Origin of the sequence: Sphingomonas sp. NIC1 (assembly GCF_001638925.1) — a bacterium.
GTDB classification, from domain to species: domain Bacteria; phylum Pseudomonadota; class Alphaproteobacteria; order Sphingomonadales; family Sphingomonadaceae; genus Sphingomonas; species Sphingomonas aquatilis.
Genome location: NZ_CP015521.1, coordinates 2046703 through 2063211, shown reverse-complemented (window position 1 = coordinate 2063211; position 16509 = coordinate 2046703). Strand labels below are relative to the sequence as shown.

General features: G+C 67.9%; 16 protein-coding genes. 8 read left to right on the top strand and 8 right to left on the bottom strand.

The window, feature by feature from the left end:
- Positions 1-252: 252 nt before the first annotated feature.
- From A7E77_RS09860 to hflK, 4 genes are all read right to left on the bottom strand, one after another.
- A complete protein-coding gene (locus A7E77_RS09860) occupies positions 253-1902 on the bottom strand; it encodes a helicase HerA-like domain-containing protein (protein WP_063687613.1) in 1650 nt (549 codons plus the stop codon).
- A 199-nt stretch (positions 1903-2101) separates the two neighbouring features.
- Entirely contained in the window at positions 2102-3658 is a 1557-nt protein-coding gene (locus tag A7E77_RS09855; RefSeq protein WP_063687611.1) for a Do family serine endopeptidase, read from the bottom strand.
- A 153-nt stretch (positions 3659-3811) separates the two neighbouring features.
- Positions 3812-4651 carry a protease modulator HflC gene (gene hflC / locus A7E77_RS09850; RefSeq protein WP_063687609.1) on the bottom strand — a complete coding sequence of 280 codons (840 nt, stop codon included), beginning with the start codon at positions 4649-4651 and terminating at the stop codon, positions 3812-3814.
- Positions 4652-4683: 32 nt separating this feature from the next.
- A complete protein-coding gene (gene hflK, locus A7E77_RS09845) occupies positions 4684-5814 on the bottom strand; it encodes an FtsH protease activity modulator HflK (protein ID WP_063687607.1) in 1131 nt (376 codons plus the stop codon).
- 71 nt (positions 5815-5885) lie between these two features.
- Here hflK and A7E77_RS09840 point away from each other — a divergent pair, with 71 nt between their 5' ends.
- The 5 genes from A7E77_RS09840 (at position 5886) to A7E77_RS09820 (ending at position 8690) form a co-directional block, all read left to right on the top strand.
- The gene (locus A7E77_RS09840) at positions 5886-6833 is read left to right on the top strand and encodes an Mrp/NBP35 family ATP-binding protein (protein WP_063687605.1); all 948 of its coding nucleotides are present in this window, start codon (positions 5886-5888) and stop codon (positions 6831-6833) included.
- Positions 6834-7043: 210 nt separating this feature from the next.
- Positions 7044-7475 carry a CoA-binding protein gene (locus A7E77_RS09835; protein WP_063687603.1) on the top strand — a complete coding sequence of 144 codons (432 nt, stop codon included), beginning with the start codon at positions 7044-7046 and terminating at the stop codon, positions 7473-7475.
- 60 nt (positions 7476-7535) lie between these two features.
- Positions 7536-7811, top strand: coding sequence for a hypothetical protein (locus A7E77_RS09830; RefSeq protein ID WP_017977587.1), 276 nt, complete (start codon positions 7536-7538; stop codon positions 7809-7811).
- A gap of 79 nt (positions 7812-7890) precedes the next feature.
- Complete coding sequence (locus tag A7E77_RS09825) at positions 7891-8238, top strand: hypothetical protein (RefSeq protein ID WP_063687601.1); 348 nt, start codon at positions 7891-7893, stop codon at positions 8236-8238.
- Positions 8235-8690, top strand: coding sequence for a hypothetical protein (locus tag A7E77_RS09820; RefSeq protein ID WP_063687599.1), 456 nt, complete (start codon positions 8235-8237; stop codon positions 8688-8690). Before A7E77_RS09825 ends, A7E77_RS09820 begins: the two co-directional genes overlap by 4 nt.
- Before the next feature lie 148 nt (positions 8691-8838).
- Here A7E77_RS09820 and A7E77_RS09815 read toward each other — a convergent pair whose 3' ends face one another.
- Positions 8839-10134, bottom strand: a complete 1296-nt coding sequence (locus tag A7E77_RS09815; RefSeq protein WP_063687597.1) for a homoserine dehydrogenase — start codon at positions 10132-10134, stop codon at positions 8839-8841.
- A gap of 139 nt (positions 10135-10273) precedes the next feature.
- Here A7E77_RS09815 and A7E77_RS09810 point away from each other — a divergent pair, with 139 nt between their 5' ends.
- Positions 10274-12253, top strand: coding sequence for an OPT family oligopeptide transporter (locus tag A7E77_RS09810; protein WP_063687595.1), 1980 nt, complete (start codon positions 10274-10276; stop codon positions 12251-12253).
- Between the two features lie 145 nt (positions 12254-12398).
- Positions 12399-12566, top strand: coding sequence for a hypothetical protein (locus A7E77_RS17960; RefSeq protein ID WP_156002590.1), 168 nt, complete (start codon positions 12399-12401; stop codon positions 12564-12566).
- Positions 12567-12800: 234 nt separating this feature from the next.
- Here the strand turns inward: A7E77_RS17960 and A7E77_RS09805 are convergent, their stop codons facing one another.
- Both A7E77_RS09805 and A7E77_RS17955 read right to left on the bottom strand, forming a co-directional pair.
- Positions 12801-14081, bottom strand: coding sequence for a glycoside hydrolase family 130 protein (locus tag A7E77_RS09805; RefSeq protein ID WP_043059863.1), 1281 nt, complete (start codon positions 14079-14081; stop codon positions 12801-12803).
- A gap of 40 nt (positions 14082-14121) precedes the next feature.
- Positions 14122-14376, bottom strand: a complete 255-nt coding sequence (locus tag A7E77_RS17955; RefSeq protein WP_063686173.1) for a hypothetical protein — start codon at positions 14374-14376, stop codon at positions 14122-14124.
- 23 nt (positions 14377-14399) lie between these two features.
- Between A7E77_RS17955 and A7E77_RS09795 the strand changes: the two genes are divergently transcribed.
- A complete protein-coding gene (locus A7E77_RS09795) occupies positions 14400-14924 on the top strand; it encodes a S26 family signal peptidase (protein ID WP_226341709.1) in 525 nt (174 codons plus the stop codon).
- Positions 14925-15115: 191 nt separating this feature from the next.
- Here the strand turns inward: A7E77_RS09795 and A7E77_RS09790 are convergent, their stop codons facing one another.
- The gene (locus A7E77_RS09790; protein ID WP_006473457.1) at positions 15116-16471 is read right to left on the bottom strand and encodes an IS1380-like element IS1247 family transposase; all 1356 of its coding nucleotides are present in this window, start codon (positions 16469-16471) and stop codon (positions 15116-15118) included.
- Positions 16472-16509: the final 38 nt, after the last annotated feature.

Here is a 16509-nt window from a genome sequence, read left to right as displayed (position 1 = left end):
GAGGTAGCGGGACCCCGGATCAAGTCCGGGGTGACGACGCGGGGCAAACCTTACAGCAACACTGCCCACACCAAACCGACAACCGACGACGGCCGCATCGCCCCCACAAGCCCCCCACGTCACCCCGGACTCGTTCCGGGGTCCACTTCGCTGCGAGGGGGACGGTCAGAGGCTCAAACCACGCCCCCGCGGCCCGGTGGACCCCGGACCAAGTCCGGGGTACGCGGTGGATGGGGCGACCGGAGCCCCCCCTCACCGCCGCATTAAATTCCCCAGCACGCTGCGCAGCACCGTCCCCACCAGGCCGCCGGACGACGATGACCGCCGCGATCCCGTGCCGAACACCTGCTTGCCGATCTCGTTCGCCACCTGCCGCCCGATCGACGAACTCGCCGCCCGCGTCGCCGACGTCACCGCCTTCGCCCAAGGGCTGTTCGCCGCCTCGCGTTCCGCCGCCCGCTGCGCCTGCGCCTCGGCCTTCGCCTGCGCCGCTGCGGCCCGCGCCGCTTCCTTCGCAGCCTGCGCGTCCTGCTTGGCCTGCACCGCCGCCGCCTTTTCCGCATCGTCGGCCGCCCGTGCCGCCGCCGCGGACGCCGCCGCCTCCTGCGTCTTGGCGGCGAGGATTTCCTCGGCCGACTCGCGATCCACCGCCGTGTCGTATTTGTCGCCGATCGCGTCGGTCTGAATCATCACGCCGCGCTCCTGCGGGGTCACCGGGCCGACGCGGCTCGCGGGCGGCTTGATCAGCGTGCGTTCGACCGGCGACGGCGCCCCATCGGGCTGGAGCAGCGACACCAAAGCCTCGCCGACCTTCAACTCGGTGATTGCGGTCGCCACATCAACGCCGGGATTGGCGCGGAACGTCTCGGCGGCACTGCGCACCGCCGCCTGATCGCGCGGCGTGAAGGCGCGCAACGCATGCTGCACGCGATTGCCCAGCTGCCCCGCCACCGTATCGGGAATATCGATCGGGTTCTGCGTGATGAAATAGATGCCGACGCCCTTCGAGCGGATCAGCCGCACGACCTGTTCGATCTTGTCGAGCAGCGCCTTGGGCGCATCGTCGAACAGCAGATGCGCCTCGTCGAAGAAGAAGACGAGCTTGGGCTTATCGGGATCCCCCACCTCGGGCAGATGCTCGAACAACTCGCTCATCAGCCACAGCAGGAAGGTGCTGTAGAGCTTGGGCGCCGCCATCAATTTGTCGGCGGCGAGTATGTTGACGATGCCCCGCCCCTTGTCGTCGATACGGAGGAAATCGTCCATTTCCAGCGCCGGCTCGCCGAAGAAATGCTCGCCCCCCTGCGTGCGCAGCTGGAGCAGCGACCGCTGGATCGCGCCGATCGACTGCTTCGAGACGTTGCCGTAGGTCGTCGTCAGCTCGTCCGCCCGCTCCGCGCAATGCGCGAGCATCGCCTGCAAATCGTCGAGGTCGAGCAGCAGCAGCCCTTCCTTGTCGGCGACGTGGAAGGCGATCGTCATAACGCCCTCCTGCACCTCGTTGAGGTCGAGCAGCCGGCTGAGCAACAGCGGCCCCATCTCGCTGACGGTGGTGCGGATCGGATGGCCCTGTTCGCCATACAGGTCCCAGAATTGCACGGGCGTGTCGGCATAGGCCCAGTCGCTCTCGCCAATCTCGGCGGCACGCGCGGCGAAGGCGGCGTGGGTCTTGGCGGTCGGCGATCCCGCCATGGCGAGGCCGGACAGGTCGCCCTTCACGTCGGCAACGAAGCTCGGCACCCCGATCTTCGAAAAGCCTTCGATGATCCCCTGCACCGTCACCGTCTTGCCGGTGCCGGTCGCCCCCGCGATCAGCCCGTGACGGTTGGCGCGCTTGAGGTCGAGCATCTGCGGTTTGCCGCCCTCGCCTTCGCCGGCCCCGATGAAGATCCCGTCCGCCATGCCTCGCGCTCCTGCTTGTTCTCGGCGGCAGACGTAGCGCGGCGGGCGGCCAAAGGAAAAGGGCCGCCGCCCTGAAAGAGCAGCGACCCTTTTCCCGTCACCCCAGGCTCAACCCGGGGTCTCGCTTTTCAAGCCGCCCGGCAAAGCGGGACCCCGGCTCTTCGGCCGGGGTGACGGCGTGCTGTCGTACCGGTCGCGATCACTTGACCTTGAGCGGCAGGAAGCGCGGCGCGCCACGCCCGCGCTGGACGAGCAACAGCACCTGCGGACGGCCCGCCGCCTTCGCCTGCGCCACGACCCGCGCGACATCCGCCGCAGTGCGCACCGGCACGCCGTTGATGCCCTGAATCACATCGGTCCGCTTCAGCTTGCCGGCGGCGTCGCTGCTCGGATCGACGGCGGCGATCACGACACCCTGCGTCGTCGGATCGACGTTGATCGCGCGGGCGATACCCGGCGTCAGCGGCTGCACCAGTAGGCCGAGCGGAGCATTGGTGCCCTGCGTCGTGCCATCGTCCGACCCGTCGTCGTCACCCTGGCCGTCGTTCGGCCCGAAGCCGCCGGAATCCTCGCCGCCGTTGGCGCGCGCCTGCAACTGCTCGTTCGACGGACGCGTCGCGACGGCGATGTTGATCGTCATCGGCTTGCCGCCGCGCAGGATATCGAAGCGCGCGGTCGTGCCCGGCTGCAGGTTGGAGACAAGGTAGGTCAGCGTCTGGTTCGGATTGACGTCCTGGCCGTTGATCCGCGTCACCACGTCGCCCGAGCGCAGGCCCGCCTTCGCCGACGGCCCCGTCGGTTCGACCCCGGCGATCAGCTCGCCCTGGTTCTTGGGGATGCCGAGTGCCGCCGCCGCATCGTCGTCCACCGCGCCGCCGATCGTCACGCCGATGTAGCCGCGTGTGATCTTGCCGCCCTTCATGAACGTCTCGATGATCGGCTTGGCGGTCGCCGCGGGGATCGCGAAGCCGATGCCGATATTGCCGCCCGACTGGCTGAAGATCTGCGAATTGACGCCGATCACATTGCCATTGAGGTCGAACATCGGGCCGCCCGAATTGCCCTGGTTGATCGAGGCGTCGGTCTGGATGAAGCGGTCGTACGCGCCGCCCTGTCCGGTCACGCGGTTGATCGCCGAGATGATACCCGCGGTCACCGTGCCACCCAGGCCGAAGGGCTCGCCGATCGCCAGCACCCAGTCGCCGACGCGCGCCTTGCTGCTGTCGCCCCACTTCACATAGGGCAGGTTGGTCGCGTCGATCTTGAGCAGCGCCAGGTCCGAATCCTGGTCCTTGCCGATGACCTTGGCGGTATATTCCTTGTTGTTGTTCAGCGTGACGGTGATCGAATTGACCGTCGCGCCCTGCGCGCCCGGCGCGATGACGTGGTTGTTGGTCACGACATAGCCGTCCGGCGAGATCAGGAAGCCCGAGCCCAGCGACGCGCCCTCACGCTTCACCGGCGCGCCCTGCCCGCCCATGCCCATGCCGCCGAACAGGTCGCCGAAGGGCGTGCCCGAGAACGGGTTCGCCTGCTGGCGCTGCACGATCGTCTGCTTGGTCGAGATGTTGACGACCGCCGGCTGCAGCTTGGCGACCATGTCGGCAAAGCTCATCGGCGCGCCCGAGCGCGGCACGCTCGCCTGAATGGCACCCGGTTCGTTCTGGGCCTGCTGGGCAACGCTCGGCTGCAGCGCGAGCGTGGCGGTCGCACCGCCGAGGAGAAGCGCACTGGTGATGGCGTAGGCGTAGCGCACTAGGGGGAAATCCTCTTCTTGAATGGCGTCCCGGAGCGGGGCCGTACTGGCCCCGAACGCCTGAACGCCGCTTGAATGTTCACGGCCCCGAAAGCTGGGAATGATCAGCTGGGGAGCGGGGCGCCGACAATCAACGCCCCACTGGCCTCCCCGTTACCGACCACGCCCTTCGAACTCGCGCAAGTAACTGTTGTTCGGCGACAGGATGATGTTCGTCGACCCGCTGGGCGCCGGGCCGCCGTCTGCCCCGAACGTGTGACGATACGACTGCATCGCGCGGTAGAAGTCGTAGAAGTCGGCGTCCTTAGTGAAGCTTTCGGCATAGATGCGCGCGGCCTGCGCATCGGCTTTGCCGCGGATGATCTGCGCGTCCTTCTGTCCCTGTGCGCGGATCGTGATCGCCTGCTGCTGGCGCGCCGTCGCCATCCGCGCGAGCGCCCGGTCGAGCGGGCTGCCGTCGGGCAGGTCGGCATGCTTGATCCGCACGTCGACGATCTGCACGCCATATTGGCTGGCGAGCCGCTGGAGGCGCGCCTGGATATTGTCCATCACCTGGTCACGCTCAGGGCTGAGCAATGTCGCGAACGGCTGGTTGCCGAGCTCGTTGCGGATCGAGCTGCCGAGCAGCGGCCGCAGCGCATCGGTGATCGCGCTCTCGGTCTGCGACGTGCTGCCGGTCGCGTTCACCGCCTTCAGCGGATTGATGATGCGGAAGCGCGCATAGGCATCGACCTCGAGCCGCAGCTGGTCGGACGAGAGCACCTGCTGGTTGTCGTAATCGACGTCCAGCACGCGCTTGTTCAGCCATACCAGCCGGTCGACGAACGGAATGCGCAGGATCGGCCCCGCGCCGGTCCGCCCGAACTGTTCGTTCGGCTTCCACGCATTCACCGTGCGCACCGGCTGTTCGAAGCGCAGGATCACCACCTGCTGCGTCTCGGGCACGATCACGATCGTCGCGGCGAGCAGGATGACGAGGACCAGCGCCGCCATGCCGAGCGCGATCGGGTGTCGCCAAAGCCCCTTCACTGGCCGCCTCCCGTCGTGGTGACGGGCTGGGTCGGCGTTACCGCAGCGGGTGCCGCAGGCACGCTGTCGGGCAGGCGGCGCGCGCCCTGCGACTGCAGATAGGGCACGACGTTCGACGGCTCGACGATCGTCTTGTCGGACTTGGCCAGCACGGCCTCCATGGTCTCGTAATACATGCGGCGACGGGTGACGGCGGGGGCGAGCTTATACTGCTCGTACACCTTGTCGAACTGCGACGCCTCGCCCTCGGCGCGCGCGATCACCTGCTTGGCATAGGATTGCGCTTGGTTGCGCACGCCCTGCGCGTCCTGCTGCGCGGCGGTCACGTCCTTGAACGCATCGTTGACGCGCGCGGGCGGATCGGCCTGCTTGATGCCGACGCCGACGACGACGATGCCCGACTTGTAATCGTCCAGCACCTTCTGCATCCGCTCCTGCGCCTGGTTCTCCATCTGCGCGCGGCCCGGCCCGAGCGCCGCGTCAAGCGTCTGGTTGGCCACCACTTCGCGCATCACGCTTTCCGCCGTCGCGCGCACCGTCTCGCGCGGCTTGTCGATCTGGAACACGTAATCCTGCGGGTTCGCGATCTTCCACCGCACCGCATAGGCGAGGTCGATGATGTTCTGATCGCGCGTCAGCATCAAATTTTCCGAGCCGGTCTCGGGGAAATTCTCGATGCGGATATTCTGCACGTCCACCTTCACCACGCGCGCGATCGGCGCGGGCATCGTCATCGCGATGCCGGAATCGAGCGTCCCCGAATAGCGGCCGAGATAGGTCACCACGCCGCGTTCCTGCGGCGCGATCGGGTGGATCGAGGTGTAGAGGATCCAGACGAGCAGGATGATCCCCGCCCCGATCAGCCACAGCGCGCGCGGATTGGGCGACACGGGCAGGCCGCCGAAGCCGCCGCCCCCGCCATTGCCGCCGCCGCCACCGCCGCGCGCCTTCTTTAGGAATTCGTCGAGCGCCGTCGGCTTGTTGGCGGGCTTGCGACCGCCCGGCGGCAGCGCCCAGGGGTTGCGCGGGCCACCGCCCTGATCGTCATCGCCCGATCCCCACGGGCTCTTCGGCGGTTCGGCGGCGAGAATGGGAGGGCGATTGGTGTTGCCCGGCAGGATCGTCATGCCCTCTGTTATAGGAGGGTGTTTGCGGAAAAACAGTGCCAAGCCGCAGCCGGGCCCCTATCTGCGCGCCCATGACACAAGACGTTACGATCGCCGCCGTCCGCGCCGCCGCCGGCAGCCGCGCCACCTTGCGCTTCGAAGGCGACCGCGCTGGCATCGTCCTCGACGCCACTGGCCTGTCGGCGCGCGCGCGCGCGGCGCTGGAGGCGGAGGTCCGCGCCGCCGCCGAACGCAGCTGGGCCGGCGAGGTCCGCCTCGTCGTCACCGCCGAGCGCGTGGCGCGCCGGTTGATCGCGGTGGCGAGCGGCAAGGGCGGCGTTGGCAAGTCGACGCTCGCCGCCAACCTCGCCATAGCCCTGAAGCAGAGCGGCCGCCGCGTCGGGCTGGTCGATGCCGACATCTACGGCCCCTCGCAGCCGCGGCTGATGGCCGCCGAGGGCCAGCGCCCGACCGCAAAGGACAAGGTGCTCGATCCCGTCCCCACGCCTTATGGCGTGCCGATGCTGTCGATGGGGCAATTGGTCGAGGACGGCCGCGCACTCGCCTGGCGCGGGCCGATGGTCGCCGGCGCGCTGACGCAGCTGGTCGAGGCCGACTGGGGCGCGACCGACACGCTGGTGCTCGACCTGCCGCCCGGCACCGGCGATGTGCAGCTGACGATGGTCCAGAAGCACAAGCCCGCGGGCGCCGTGATCGTCTCGACCCCCCAGGACCTCGCGCTGATCGACGCCACCCGCGCGATCGACCTGTTCGACAAGGCCGGCGTGCCGGTGATCGGCCTCGTCGAAAATATGGCGGGCTATGCCTGCCCGCATTGCGGCGCAATCTCCGACCCCTTCGGTCAGGGCGGCGCCGAAGCCACCGCCCAGCGCCTCGGCCTGCCCTTCCTCGGCCGCGTGCCGCTGGCGATCGACATCCGCACCGCCTCCGACGCCGGCCGCCCGCCCGCCGCAGACCCGAACGACACGATCTTCGCCCCCATCGCCGCGCGCGTCGCGGAATGGCTCGCCACACACTAACACCCCCCGCCCACCTCACCCCACCACACCCGTCACCCCGGCCTCGAGCCGGGGTCCCGCTTCTTCTTCGAACCTCGCCGATCAGCGGGACCCCGGATCACGTTCGGGGTGACGAGAAGAAAGCTGCGGAACGCCAACACCTCCGACCCGCCCCCAAGGAACCACCGCCCCCGGCAACGGTATAGCTCCCACCCAGCCGGAGACGCACCGATGCCCCTCACCGACGATGCCGCGATCAAGACGCTGCTCGAAACCGCCCGCACGATCGCGCTGGTCGGTGCGTCCGATCGGCCCGATCGCCCGTCGTACCGCGTCATGGCGACGCTCCAGACCCACGGCTATCGCGTCATTCCGGTCAATCCGCAGATCACCGGCGAACATCTGCACGGCGAGTTCGTCTTCCGCGACCTCGACCAATTGGGCGACCCGATCGACATCGTCGATATCTTCCGCCGCTCCGATGCGGTCGGCCCGATCGTCGATCAGGCGATCGCGATCGGCGCGAAGGCGGTGTGGATGCAATTGGGCGTGATCGACGAGGCCGCCGCCGCCCGTGCCGAGGCCGCCGGATTGCAGGTCGTAATGGACCGCTGCCCCGCGATCGAAATCCCCCGCCTGCAGGTCGCCCCGGTTAGCGCTTGATCGTCGCGCCGTTTCGGCCAACATTCGTTCCCACCAAAGCCGTTCGGGAGTACCCGTCCCATGTTCGCGCTGCTGTTGCTGATACCGTCCGCCGCCAACGACACCGTCGCGGGGTTCAAGCTGACGCCTTCCAAACCGACGCTTGGCTGCATCAGCGGCGCCTGCACGCCGCCGCCGCGGCAGGAGGATTATCGCGTTCCCTACGAACCCGATCCGCTCGCCCGCAATTCGAAGGACCGCGCCTTCGCCAATGACGGCACGAAATGTCAGGTGGTCGGCGACAAATTCTGCACCAGCCGCGGCCGCACGATCTTCAAGACCGATTTCGACGACTGACCGGGGGCGACTGACCGGAGACGATTGACCGAACGCGATCGACCCGCGACGATAGGCCCTGCCCGCATGAGGGGGATACATGATCTGGATGATGCTGCTGGCCGTACAGGCGGGGGACGATGCGCAGGGGCTGATCGGGCGATCGCGCGACGTGATCGCCGGCGAACGCTGCGTCGCCGATCCCAACACAACCGACATCACCGTCTGCGGCCGCCGCCGCGCCGACCGCTTCCGCGTGCCGCTAATCGTCCACGATGCCGGCGATCCGCGCTACGAAGCGGTCGCCGTCGAGCGCGACCGCCTGCTCCACCGCACCAACCCGGTCGAGGAACTCTCGCCCTTCAAGGTCGGCGGCGGCATGGCCGGCGTCACGATGAGCAGTCGCAACGGCCTGACCGGCACCACCGACCGGCCGCTCGCACCATGATCCTGCTCGCTTTCGCTCTGCAGGCCACGGCCGCGACGCAGCCGGCCACCGCCTCACAGCCGGCCGCCCCCCAATCCGCCGCCACCTCACCGCAGCGCTTCTCGATCCTCGCCAAGCAATGCGGCCAGCCCGACGACAAGGGCACGATCGTCGTCTGCGGCAATGGCGACACCGGCAATCGCCTGCCCCTGCCCGACGAGCGCGACCCCGCTCCCGGCCGCGGCGCCAACCCCGAACTGTCGAGCGTCCGCGCGCTGGAGTTGCAGGGAACGCCCTGCGCGGCGCGCCAGGGCGGTTGCACGGTTGGCTTCGGGCCGCCGATCGTGCCGATGGCGATCGCTGCGGCCAAAGCACTCAAATCCGCCTTCGCCCGGAAGCCCGACAAACGCGGCCGCATCGCCATCCCGCTCGACGACCCGCCGCCCACGGGCACCGTCACGGTCAAGCCGTAGGCGGCACGTCCTCCCATTCGCCGGGATGACGAAAATGGCGGTAGCAACACGCGCCAACGATGAGCCGTGGGACACTGCCCCTAACGATAACCCCCGAACGTTTCGGTTCAGGTGTTCCTGTCGTCCATCTTCCTCGAAACGGCGGACGTCACCCCAGGATCGGCATCCATAGTGGCTGGCCGGCAAGGCTCTGCGATCCGCGCAGCTTCTCCAGCGCATGCGCGACGCTGCGTTCCGGTCCTTCGTGCGTCACGATCGCGACGATGACGCTGCCGTCGGCGGCGACGCCGCGCTGGATCAGGCTTTCGATCGACACGCCGGCATCGCGCATCGCCGCAGCGATCTCGGCGAGCACGCCCACCTTGTCCTCGACCGTGAAGCGCAGATAGGCGCGGGCACGGCGTTCGCCGCTCTCCGCCTTGGGCTCCGCGGTCAGCGAGGCGGCGGGCATCGCATAGGGCGGGCCGAACTCGCCGCGCGCGATATCGATAAGGTCGGCGACCACCGCGCTCGCGGTCGGCCCTTCGCCCGCGCCGGCGCCCTGGAAGAAAAGCCGGCCGACGAAATTGCCCTCCGCCACCACCGCATTGAGCGACCCGGTGACATGGGCAAGCGGATGGTCGATCGGCACCAGATGCGGATGGACGCGCTGGAACAGCCCGTTCGCGCCGGATTCGGCGACCCCGACCAGCCGCACCTTATACCCCAGCGCCGCCGCCTCTGCGATGTCCGCCGCGATCACATGGCGCACGCCCGTCGCCGCCACGTCCGCGAACGCCGGCCGCGTGCCGAAGGCGATGCTCGCCAGGATCGACAGTTTGTGTGCGGCATCGACGCCGTCGATATCGAAGCTCGGATCCGCCTCGGCATAGCCCAGCGCCTGCGCCTCGGCGAGCACCTCGGCGAAATCGCGGCCCTCGGCCTCCATCTTCGACAGGATGAAATTGCACGTGCCGTTGAGGATGCCGTACACCCGGCCGATCGCATTAGCAGCGGCCCCTTCGCGCAACCCCTTGATGACCGGGATGCCGCCCGCGACCGCCGCCTCGAACTTCAGCGGCACGCCCGCCGCCTCCGCCGCGCTGGCCAGTTCCAGGCCATGGTGCGCCAGCATCGCCTTGTTCGCGGTGACGAAACCCTTGCCCGCCGCCAGCGTCGAGCGGGCGAGGGTCAGCGCCGGGCCGTCGGAGCCGCCGATCAGCTCCACCACCACATCCGCCTGCGGGTGCGACGCCAGCTCGCGCGTGTCGTCCACCCAGTCGAAACGGGTCAGGTCGATCCCACGGTCCTTGCTGCGATCGCGGGCGGACACCGCCACCACCTCGATCCCGCGGCCCGCGCGCCGGGTGATGAGGTCGCGGTTCGCATCGAGCAGGCGGATGACGCCGCCGCCGACCGTACCGAGACCGGACAAGGCGACGCGCAAGGGTGTGTTCGTGGTCATGGCCGCCGCCTAGCGGAAAGCAGCGTCCGCTGTCGAGATAGCGCAAGCTTATGTCGCACGGGACACCCGCCATTGCCGATCCGCCATGCAACGTGCAGAACCACGCGACACCTCCCCTTGCCGACGAGCGCCCCGATCCATGGCCACCGCCCCCTACCCCCGGTCCGACCGCACGACGCCCGTCGCCGAACTCACCGTTCGCGGTATCCTGCTCGGCGGGCTCATCACCTTGCTGTTCACCGCGGCGAACGTGTATCTCGGGCTGAAGGTCGGCCTCACCTTCGCAACGTCGATCCCCGCCGCGGTCATCTCGATGGCGATCCTGCGCTATCTGCCGGGCGCGACGATCCTCGAAAACAACATCGTACAGACGGTCGCGTCGGCGGCGGGCACGTTGGCGGCGATCATCTTCGTGCTCCCCGGCCTCGTGATGATCGGCTGGTGGCAGGGCTTCCCCTATTTGCTCACCGCCGGAATCACGATGACCGGCGGCATCCTCGGCGTCATGTTCTCGGTGCCGCTGCGCCGCGCGCTCGTGGTCGACACCGACCTGCCCTATCCCGAAGGCCGCGCCGCCGCCGAGGTGCTGATGGTCGGCGCCGGCAGCCGGGCGGGCGAAGCGGAAAGCGGCAAGGGCCTCAAGCTCATCGTCGTCAACGCGATCGTCTCGGCCGGCTTCGCGCTGCTCACGCAGACGAAGCTGGTCGTTGCAGAGGCGGCACAATTCTTCCGCGTCGGCAGCGGTGCGACCGCGATCTCGGGCGGCCTGTCGTTCGCGCTGATCGGTGCCGGGCATCTCGTCGGCCTGTCGGTCGGCCTCGCGATGTTCGCCGGCGTCGTCATCGGCTGGTGGGTCGCCCTGCCGATCCTGACGGGCCTGTCGCCTGCCGCCGCGGGCGTCGGCCTCGAAGATTGGGTCGGCGGCGTATTCCGCACCGACGTGCGCTTCCTGGGCGCGGGCGTCATCGGCGTCGCGGCGATCTGGACCTTGCTCAAGATCATCGGGCCGGTGATCGCCGGCATCCGCTCGTCGATCGCGGCCAGCGCAGCCAAGCGCAGCGGCGCGACGCTGGCGCTGGGCGAGCGCGATCTGCCGATCGGCATCGTCGCGATCGTCAGCCTTGCGACTTTGGTGCCGATCGCGGGCCTGCTCTGGTCGGTGATCGCAGGGGGCCCGCTGGCGGGATCGGCGGTCGTGCTGATCGCCGGCGCCTTGGTGTTCGTACTCGTCCTCGGCCTCGTGATCGCGGCGGTGTGCGGCTATATGGCGGGTCTGATCGGCGCGTCGAACAGCCCGGTGTCGGGGATCGGCATCCTCTCCGTCCTCGCCGCCTCGCTGATGCTGGTCGGCCTGTTCGGGCGCGGTGCGGGCGCGGACACGACGCAGGCGCTCGTCGCCTATGCGCTGATCGTCACCGGCATCGTCTTCGGCGTCGCGACCATCTCCAACGACAACCTCCAGGACCTCAAGACCGGCCAACTGGTCGGCGCAACGCCCTGGAAGCAGCAGGTCGCGCTGATCTTCGGCGTCATCTTCGGCAGTCTGGTCGTGCCGCCGGTGCTCGAACTGCTCGCCACGACCCTCGGGTTCCAGGGCGCGCCGGGCGCCGGGCCCAATGCGCTCGCCGCCCCGCAGGCAGCGCTGATCTCCGCGCTGGCGAAGGGCGTGCTCGGCGGCAACCTCAATTGGGCGATGATCGGTTACGGCGCGCTCATCGGCGTCGGCGTGATCGCGCTTGACGAGACGCTGGGCCGCACCGGCAAGCTCCGCCTGCCGCCGCTCGGCGTCGGCCTCGGCGTCTATCTGCCGATGGCGGTGACGCTGCCGGTCGTGCTCGGCGCGGTGATCGGCGCGGTGTACGACCGCTGGGCGGACCGCACGCCCGACGTCGAATTCGCCAAGCGCATGGGCGTGCTCACCGCGACCGGCATGATCGTCGGCGAAAGCCTGTGGGGCGTCGCCTTCGCCGTCATCGTCTATGTCACCGGGTCCGACGCCCCACTGGCGATCGCGCCTGCTGGATTCGATACGATCGCGCTGATCGGCGGTACGATCGCCTTCCTGGCGCTGGTCGCGGGCCTCTATCGCCTGACACGCCGATCGGTAACGCAGCCCTGATCCCAAAAAGCGACGAACCGTTCGTCGCGTCGGGAACCCTTATCGATGCACGCCGTTATGCCCTCAGAACCCGGTGATCGCCCAGCCATCCCCCCCCCCGGCCGGCGATCGCCGGGTTTGCCGTATGCGTCATTTGGGGTCAGTCGTGACATCGTCAGCACAGCAGCATCGCGATCGGTTCAGCACCGTTGGCCGTACGCTGCGTCGTAGCATGCCCGTGCCGACCGACACGTTCATCACCGATGACATTCCGTTGCTGCTGACTAAATTGTCGCAGATCCCCGCCACGCGCGACTCCCGCGACGCGCGCTAGAGCATGATGACATGGCGTTAATCCCCCTTCTCCGTTCGCCCTGAGCCTGTCGAAGGGCGGGGTGCCACAAGCGAGGTCGGCACTTGCGGGCACCTGTGCTTCGACAAGCGCAGCACGAACGGTTCTCGGTCATGGCATCCGGCTCTAGGGCGACGACGGCGCACCGCCGCCACGCTGAGAGACTCTATCCAAGCTGGGCCGGGACGACGGTGACAGTGCCGAAACTCGCCCCCCTCACACCATCGCGGCGAGCAGGTCCTTGATCGCCACGAAGGCAAAGCCCACCGAACTGTCGGCGATCCCATAAGGCAGGAACAGCGTGTCGCCGTGGCGGATCGCGCCGCAGCTGTAGACGACGTTCGGAACGTAGCCCTCGCGGTCCTGATCCTTCGCCGCGAGGATGGGTTCGCGCGTGCGGCCCAGCACCTTCGACGGATCGTTCTTGTCGAGCAGCGCCGCGCCGATCGAATATTTGCGCATCGCGCCGACGCCATGGGTCAGCAGCAGCCAGCCTTCGTCCAGCTCGATGGGCGGACCGCAATTGCCGATTTGCACCAGTTCCCACGGAAAGACGGGGGTCAGGATCTTCTCGCCCTCGTCCCAATGCTCCAGGCTGTCCGACTTCAGCAGGAACAGATTCTCGCCGTCCTGTCGGCCGATCATCATATACTGATCGCCGACCTTGCGCGGGAACAGGCCCATGCCCTTGTTCCGCGCCGCAGAGCCCGACATCGGCACGAGGTCGAAGCTGCGGAAATCGCGCGTGCGCATCAGCTCCGACTGGATCACCGACCCGTTATAGGCGGTGTAGGTGCCGATCCATTCGAAGCTGCCGTCGTCATGCTGGAAGTGGCTGATGCGCAGGTCTTCCAGCCCCTTGGACTGCGCCTGGGTGATCGGGAAGATCACCGTGCCCGACAGCGTCGAATCGCGATGGCGCCAGACCGTGACCGGCCCCGCCGGCATTTCTTCCTCGCCGCCGATCACGTCGGTGGCGGTGGCAAAGGGCGGCTCCGGGGCCAGTTCCAGTTCGTGGCCGTTCGAGATGATGCCTTCGCGGAACGCGACCGAGGAGATGTGCCCCTCGCCGACCGAGCGCAAGCTCATCAGGATGCGCATCGATCCTTCGGGCATGCCTGACTGGTCGAAATGCGGCACCGCACTGGGGTTCATCAGCGCCGCGGCGGCATAGCTGTATTCGTGGCAGAAATAGGCGCCGATCAGCTGGCGCTTTTCATCGCTGATCTCGGTGCCGTCGAGGCCGAGCAGCTCCTCGATTTCGTCGTAGCGCGTCATGAAAACACGCCGCGTCTGCCAGTGGCGCGCCTCAAAATCCTTCAGCACGGCCTCGAGCTGGTCGCGTGCTTCTTCCGTCGACATGGCAAGCACTTCGCCGACCAGGCGTTCGGTCCGGTTGGGTGCGCCGCCCTTGCCGCCCCACGCGATGTGGAACGGGCGGACGACGACGCGGGACGGATCGGCATGCAGCCGCAACCCGTGATTGAACAGATCCATCGCGCTTCAGAACCCTCGTCGACCGGTCGTTATGACGTCGTCACCCGATCGTATCAGGCGACGGCGCGCGATGTCCCTGCCACGCCTTGGGTCGCCTTTGAAACCAGATCCGCCGCGCGGTCTTCGCGCGCGTGCCGCTCCCCGCGGCCGCGCCGAACACCCCGGCCGGTCCCGCGGTCGGTGCGATGCTTCCCCAAGTCTCCGGGAACGTCGCGCCGGCCGCGCCAGGGGCGGCGGTCCCGACCGCTTCGCCGTTCGGGCCTGCGCCGGTCTCGCCGGTCGAGGCGACGGTCACCCAGTCCGCGCCGGGAGGGGTCGATGGCAGCGGCAACTGAGGCGCTGGCGCGGGTCGGTCATGCGGCTCCCACGGCGGTTGACGTCGCCGGGGACCGCGCGGCCCGCAAGGCGCTGATCGTCAAGCGGGTCCGCCAGTGGAGCGCGGTCGCGCTGCTCGGGATCGTGTGGGGCGGCTACAACTCGATCGCCGCGTGGCGCGAGACGCACGCCTTCATGATAAACGCGAGCGAGAGTCTCCCCAACTGGGCGTTCTTCATCCAGCGCGGCCGCGTGCCCGCCAAGGGCGACTATGTGTTCTTCGCGCCGCCCGAGGGCGAGCTGGTGCGCCGCCACTTCGGACCGGATTCGGGACCGTTCGGCAAGCGCGTGATCGGCGAGGCCGGGGCGCTGGTCGAGCATCGCGGGAAATGGGTCTATGTCGACGGCGTCCGCGTCGCGCACATGAAGCCGCGCTCGCGCTTCGGCGAGGTGCTGACGCCGGGACCGGTCGGGCGCGTTCCCGAGGGCTGCTATTATCCTGCATTCCCCAAGTGGCGTGGCGTTTGAGGTGAAGATCGCCTGTATCCGAGCGCTAGACAAGGATTTTCTGCCGCAAGCGGCACCTGCGGTCGCGCAGACTGCTGGATCTGGACGGATCAGACCGCGAAGCCGCTGTTTCCTTGCCCAGGGGCGGCGTTTTTCAGCGCAGCGGACAGATCTGTCCAGCCGCTTTCGTTCAGTTTGAGCGTGGATCGCGATCATGCGCATAGCGGTGGCGCTCGCAATCGGCGGATAGCGGCGAGGATGGCGCGTACCATCGTGCCGGTGACAGCGACCTCGGCCAGCTGGAAGGTGATGGTGCGGGCGTGACGGACCACACGTGCCCCGATCTTGATCAGCTTCAGTTGCAGGCTGGTCAACGACCAGTCGGCCATGGCCTCGGGCAGCTCGATGCAGCGCAAGAAGGTGGCCAGGTTGTACGCCAGGGCGTGCAGTTGCAGCCGCACCTCATTGTCGCGGAACTTCCGGCACGACAGCCGCGTCCAGCGAAAGGCGTATTTGCCCTCTTTGATGTGCTGCTCGGCGGTGCCGCGCTGGTTGTAGAACCGCACCACCCAGTCCGGCTCCATCGGCAGGTTGGTGACGATGAAGCCGACACGCGGGAACAGTTCGCCCGGATGCCATTCGATCTTGGCGATCACCCGGCGTTCCTTGTCCCAGGACGCCGCCTGATACTCGAATTCCTCGAAGAACCGCTTGACCTTGGTCAGTGACGGCCGCCCGACAGGGCGCGTTAGCCGATGCGCGATCTTGTCCTTGAGGACCGCGTTTGCGGGCAGCCGGATGGCGTAGAAGAACCGCGCTTCTTCCAATCGCTCATAGATCGCCGGGATCGCGTAGGCAGCATCGGCCCGGAAGAACCTGCCACCAAGGTCGCGCTCCGCGTAGCGCGCAATGACGGGGTCGAGAACATCACGCCAGCCATCGGCGCTGTGGACGTTGCCATGGCGCAGGGCGCAGCGTTCCAGCATCCCGAACTGGTTGAACAGAAAGTTGGGGTGATAGCAGCTACAGTCGAAATGGCCATTCCAGGCGGACCCTTCCTGGTCGCCATGGGTCGGGCTGACCGAGCTGTCCATGTCCAGAACGATGTACTTCAGCCCGTTACGGTCATGGAACCGGTCGATCCATTGCCCGTTCAGGTCGGCCAGCGCGGCACGGTTCCCGGCCAGAGCCAGCGTCTCGGTCTCGAACCGTCCCATCTGCGATGCCGAGGCCGCTTGTGCATCGACCGCTCTGCCGCCGACAACTTGGCGCATGACCGGATCGCAGGCGAGACGGTTGGCGTCGTTGACATCCTCGTATCCGGCCAGCCGCCCAAAGACTGATTGCCGGAACAGGCCGTCGAGCCGATGGACCGTGTTCTTGCCAGAGCGAGTATCGCGCAGCGCCGCTGACGCCAAATCGGACAACCCGAGCGCGTCATCAAGCTCGCGCATCACCAGAAGGCCGCCGTCGGAACTGAGCTGCGTGCCGCGAAATTCCAGCCGCACGCGAGGGTCGAAATCCACCCGATCTGCCCGTTGCAAGCCCGCACCCTCTGGGTGATCCATGAAACGCGCCCCTCGCAGCCTTCAACACCATGTTTTAT

Bases quoted from the DNA above. Each gene is read 5' to 3' on its own strand.
- A7E77_RS09830 (WP_017977587.1), top strand. From the start codon at position 7,536: ATGTTCGCGCTGCTGTTGCTGATACCGTCCGCCGCCAACGACACCGTC.
- A7E77_RS09795 (WP_226341709.1), top strand. From the start codon at position 14,400: ATGGCAGCGGCAACTGAGGCGCTGGCGCGGGTCGGTCATGCGGCTCCC.
- A7E77_RS09840 (WP_063687605.1), top strand. From the start codon at position 5,886: ATGACACAAGACGTTACGATCGCCGCCGTCCGCGCCGCCGCCGGCAGC.
- A7E77_RS09810 (WP_063687595.1), top strand. From the start codon at position 10,274: ATGGCCACCGCCCCCTACCCCCGGTCCGACCGCACGACGCCCGTCGCC.
- A7E77_RS09860 (WP_063687613.1), bottom strand. From the start codon at position 1,902: ATGGCGGACGGGATCTTCATCGGGGCCGGCGAAGGCGAGGGCGGCAAA.
- A7E77_RS09815 (WP_063687597.1), bottom strand. From the start codon at position 10,134: ATGACCACGAACACACCCTTGCGCGTCGCCTTGTCCGGTCTCGGTACG.
- A7E77_RS09790 (WP_006473457.1), bottom strand. From the start codon at position 16,471: ATGGATCACCCAGAGGGTGCGGGCTTGCAACGGGCAGATCGGGTGGAT.
- A7E77_RS09835 (WP_063687603.1), top strand. From the start codon at position 7,044: ATGCCCCTCACCGACGATGCCGCGATCAAGACGCTGCTCGAAACCGCC.
- A7E77_RS09805 (WP_043059863.1), bottom strand. From the start codon at position 14,081: ATGGATCTGTTCAATCACGGGTTGCGGCTGCATGCCGATCCGTCCCGC.
- hflC (WP_063687609.1), bottom strand. From the start codon at position 4,651: ATGGCGGCGCTGGTCCTCGTCATCCTGCTCGCCGCGACGATCGTGATC.
- hflK (WP_063687607.1), bottom strand. From the start codon at position 5,814: ATGACGATCCTGCCGGGCAACACCAATCGCCCTCCCATTCTCGCCGCC.
- A7E77_RS09820 (WP_063687599.1), top strand. From the start codon at position 8,235: ATGATCCTGCTCGCTTTCGCTCTGCAGGCCACGGCCGCGACGCAGCCG.
- A7E77_RS09825 (WP_063687601.1), top strand. From the start codon at position 7,891: ATGATCTGGATGATGCTGCTGGCCGTACAGGCGGGGGACGATGCGCAG.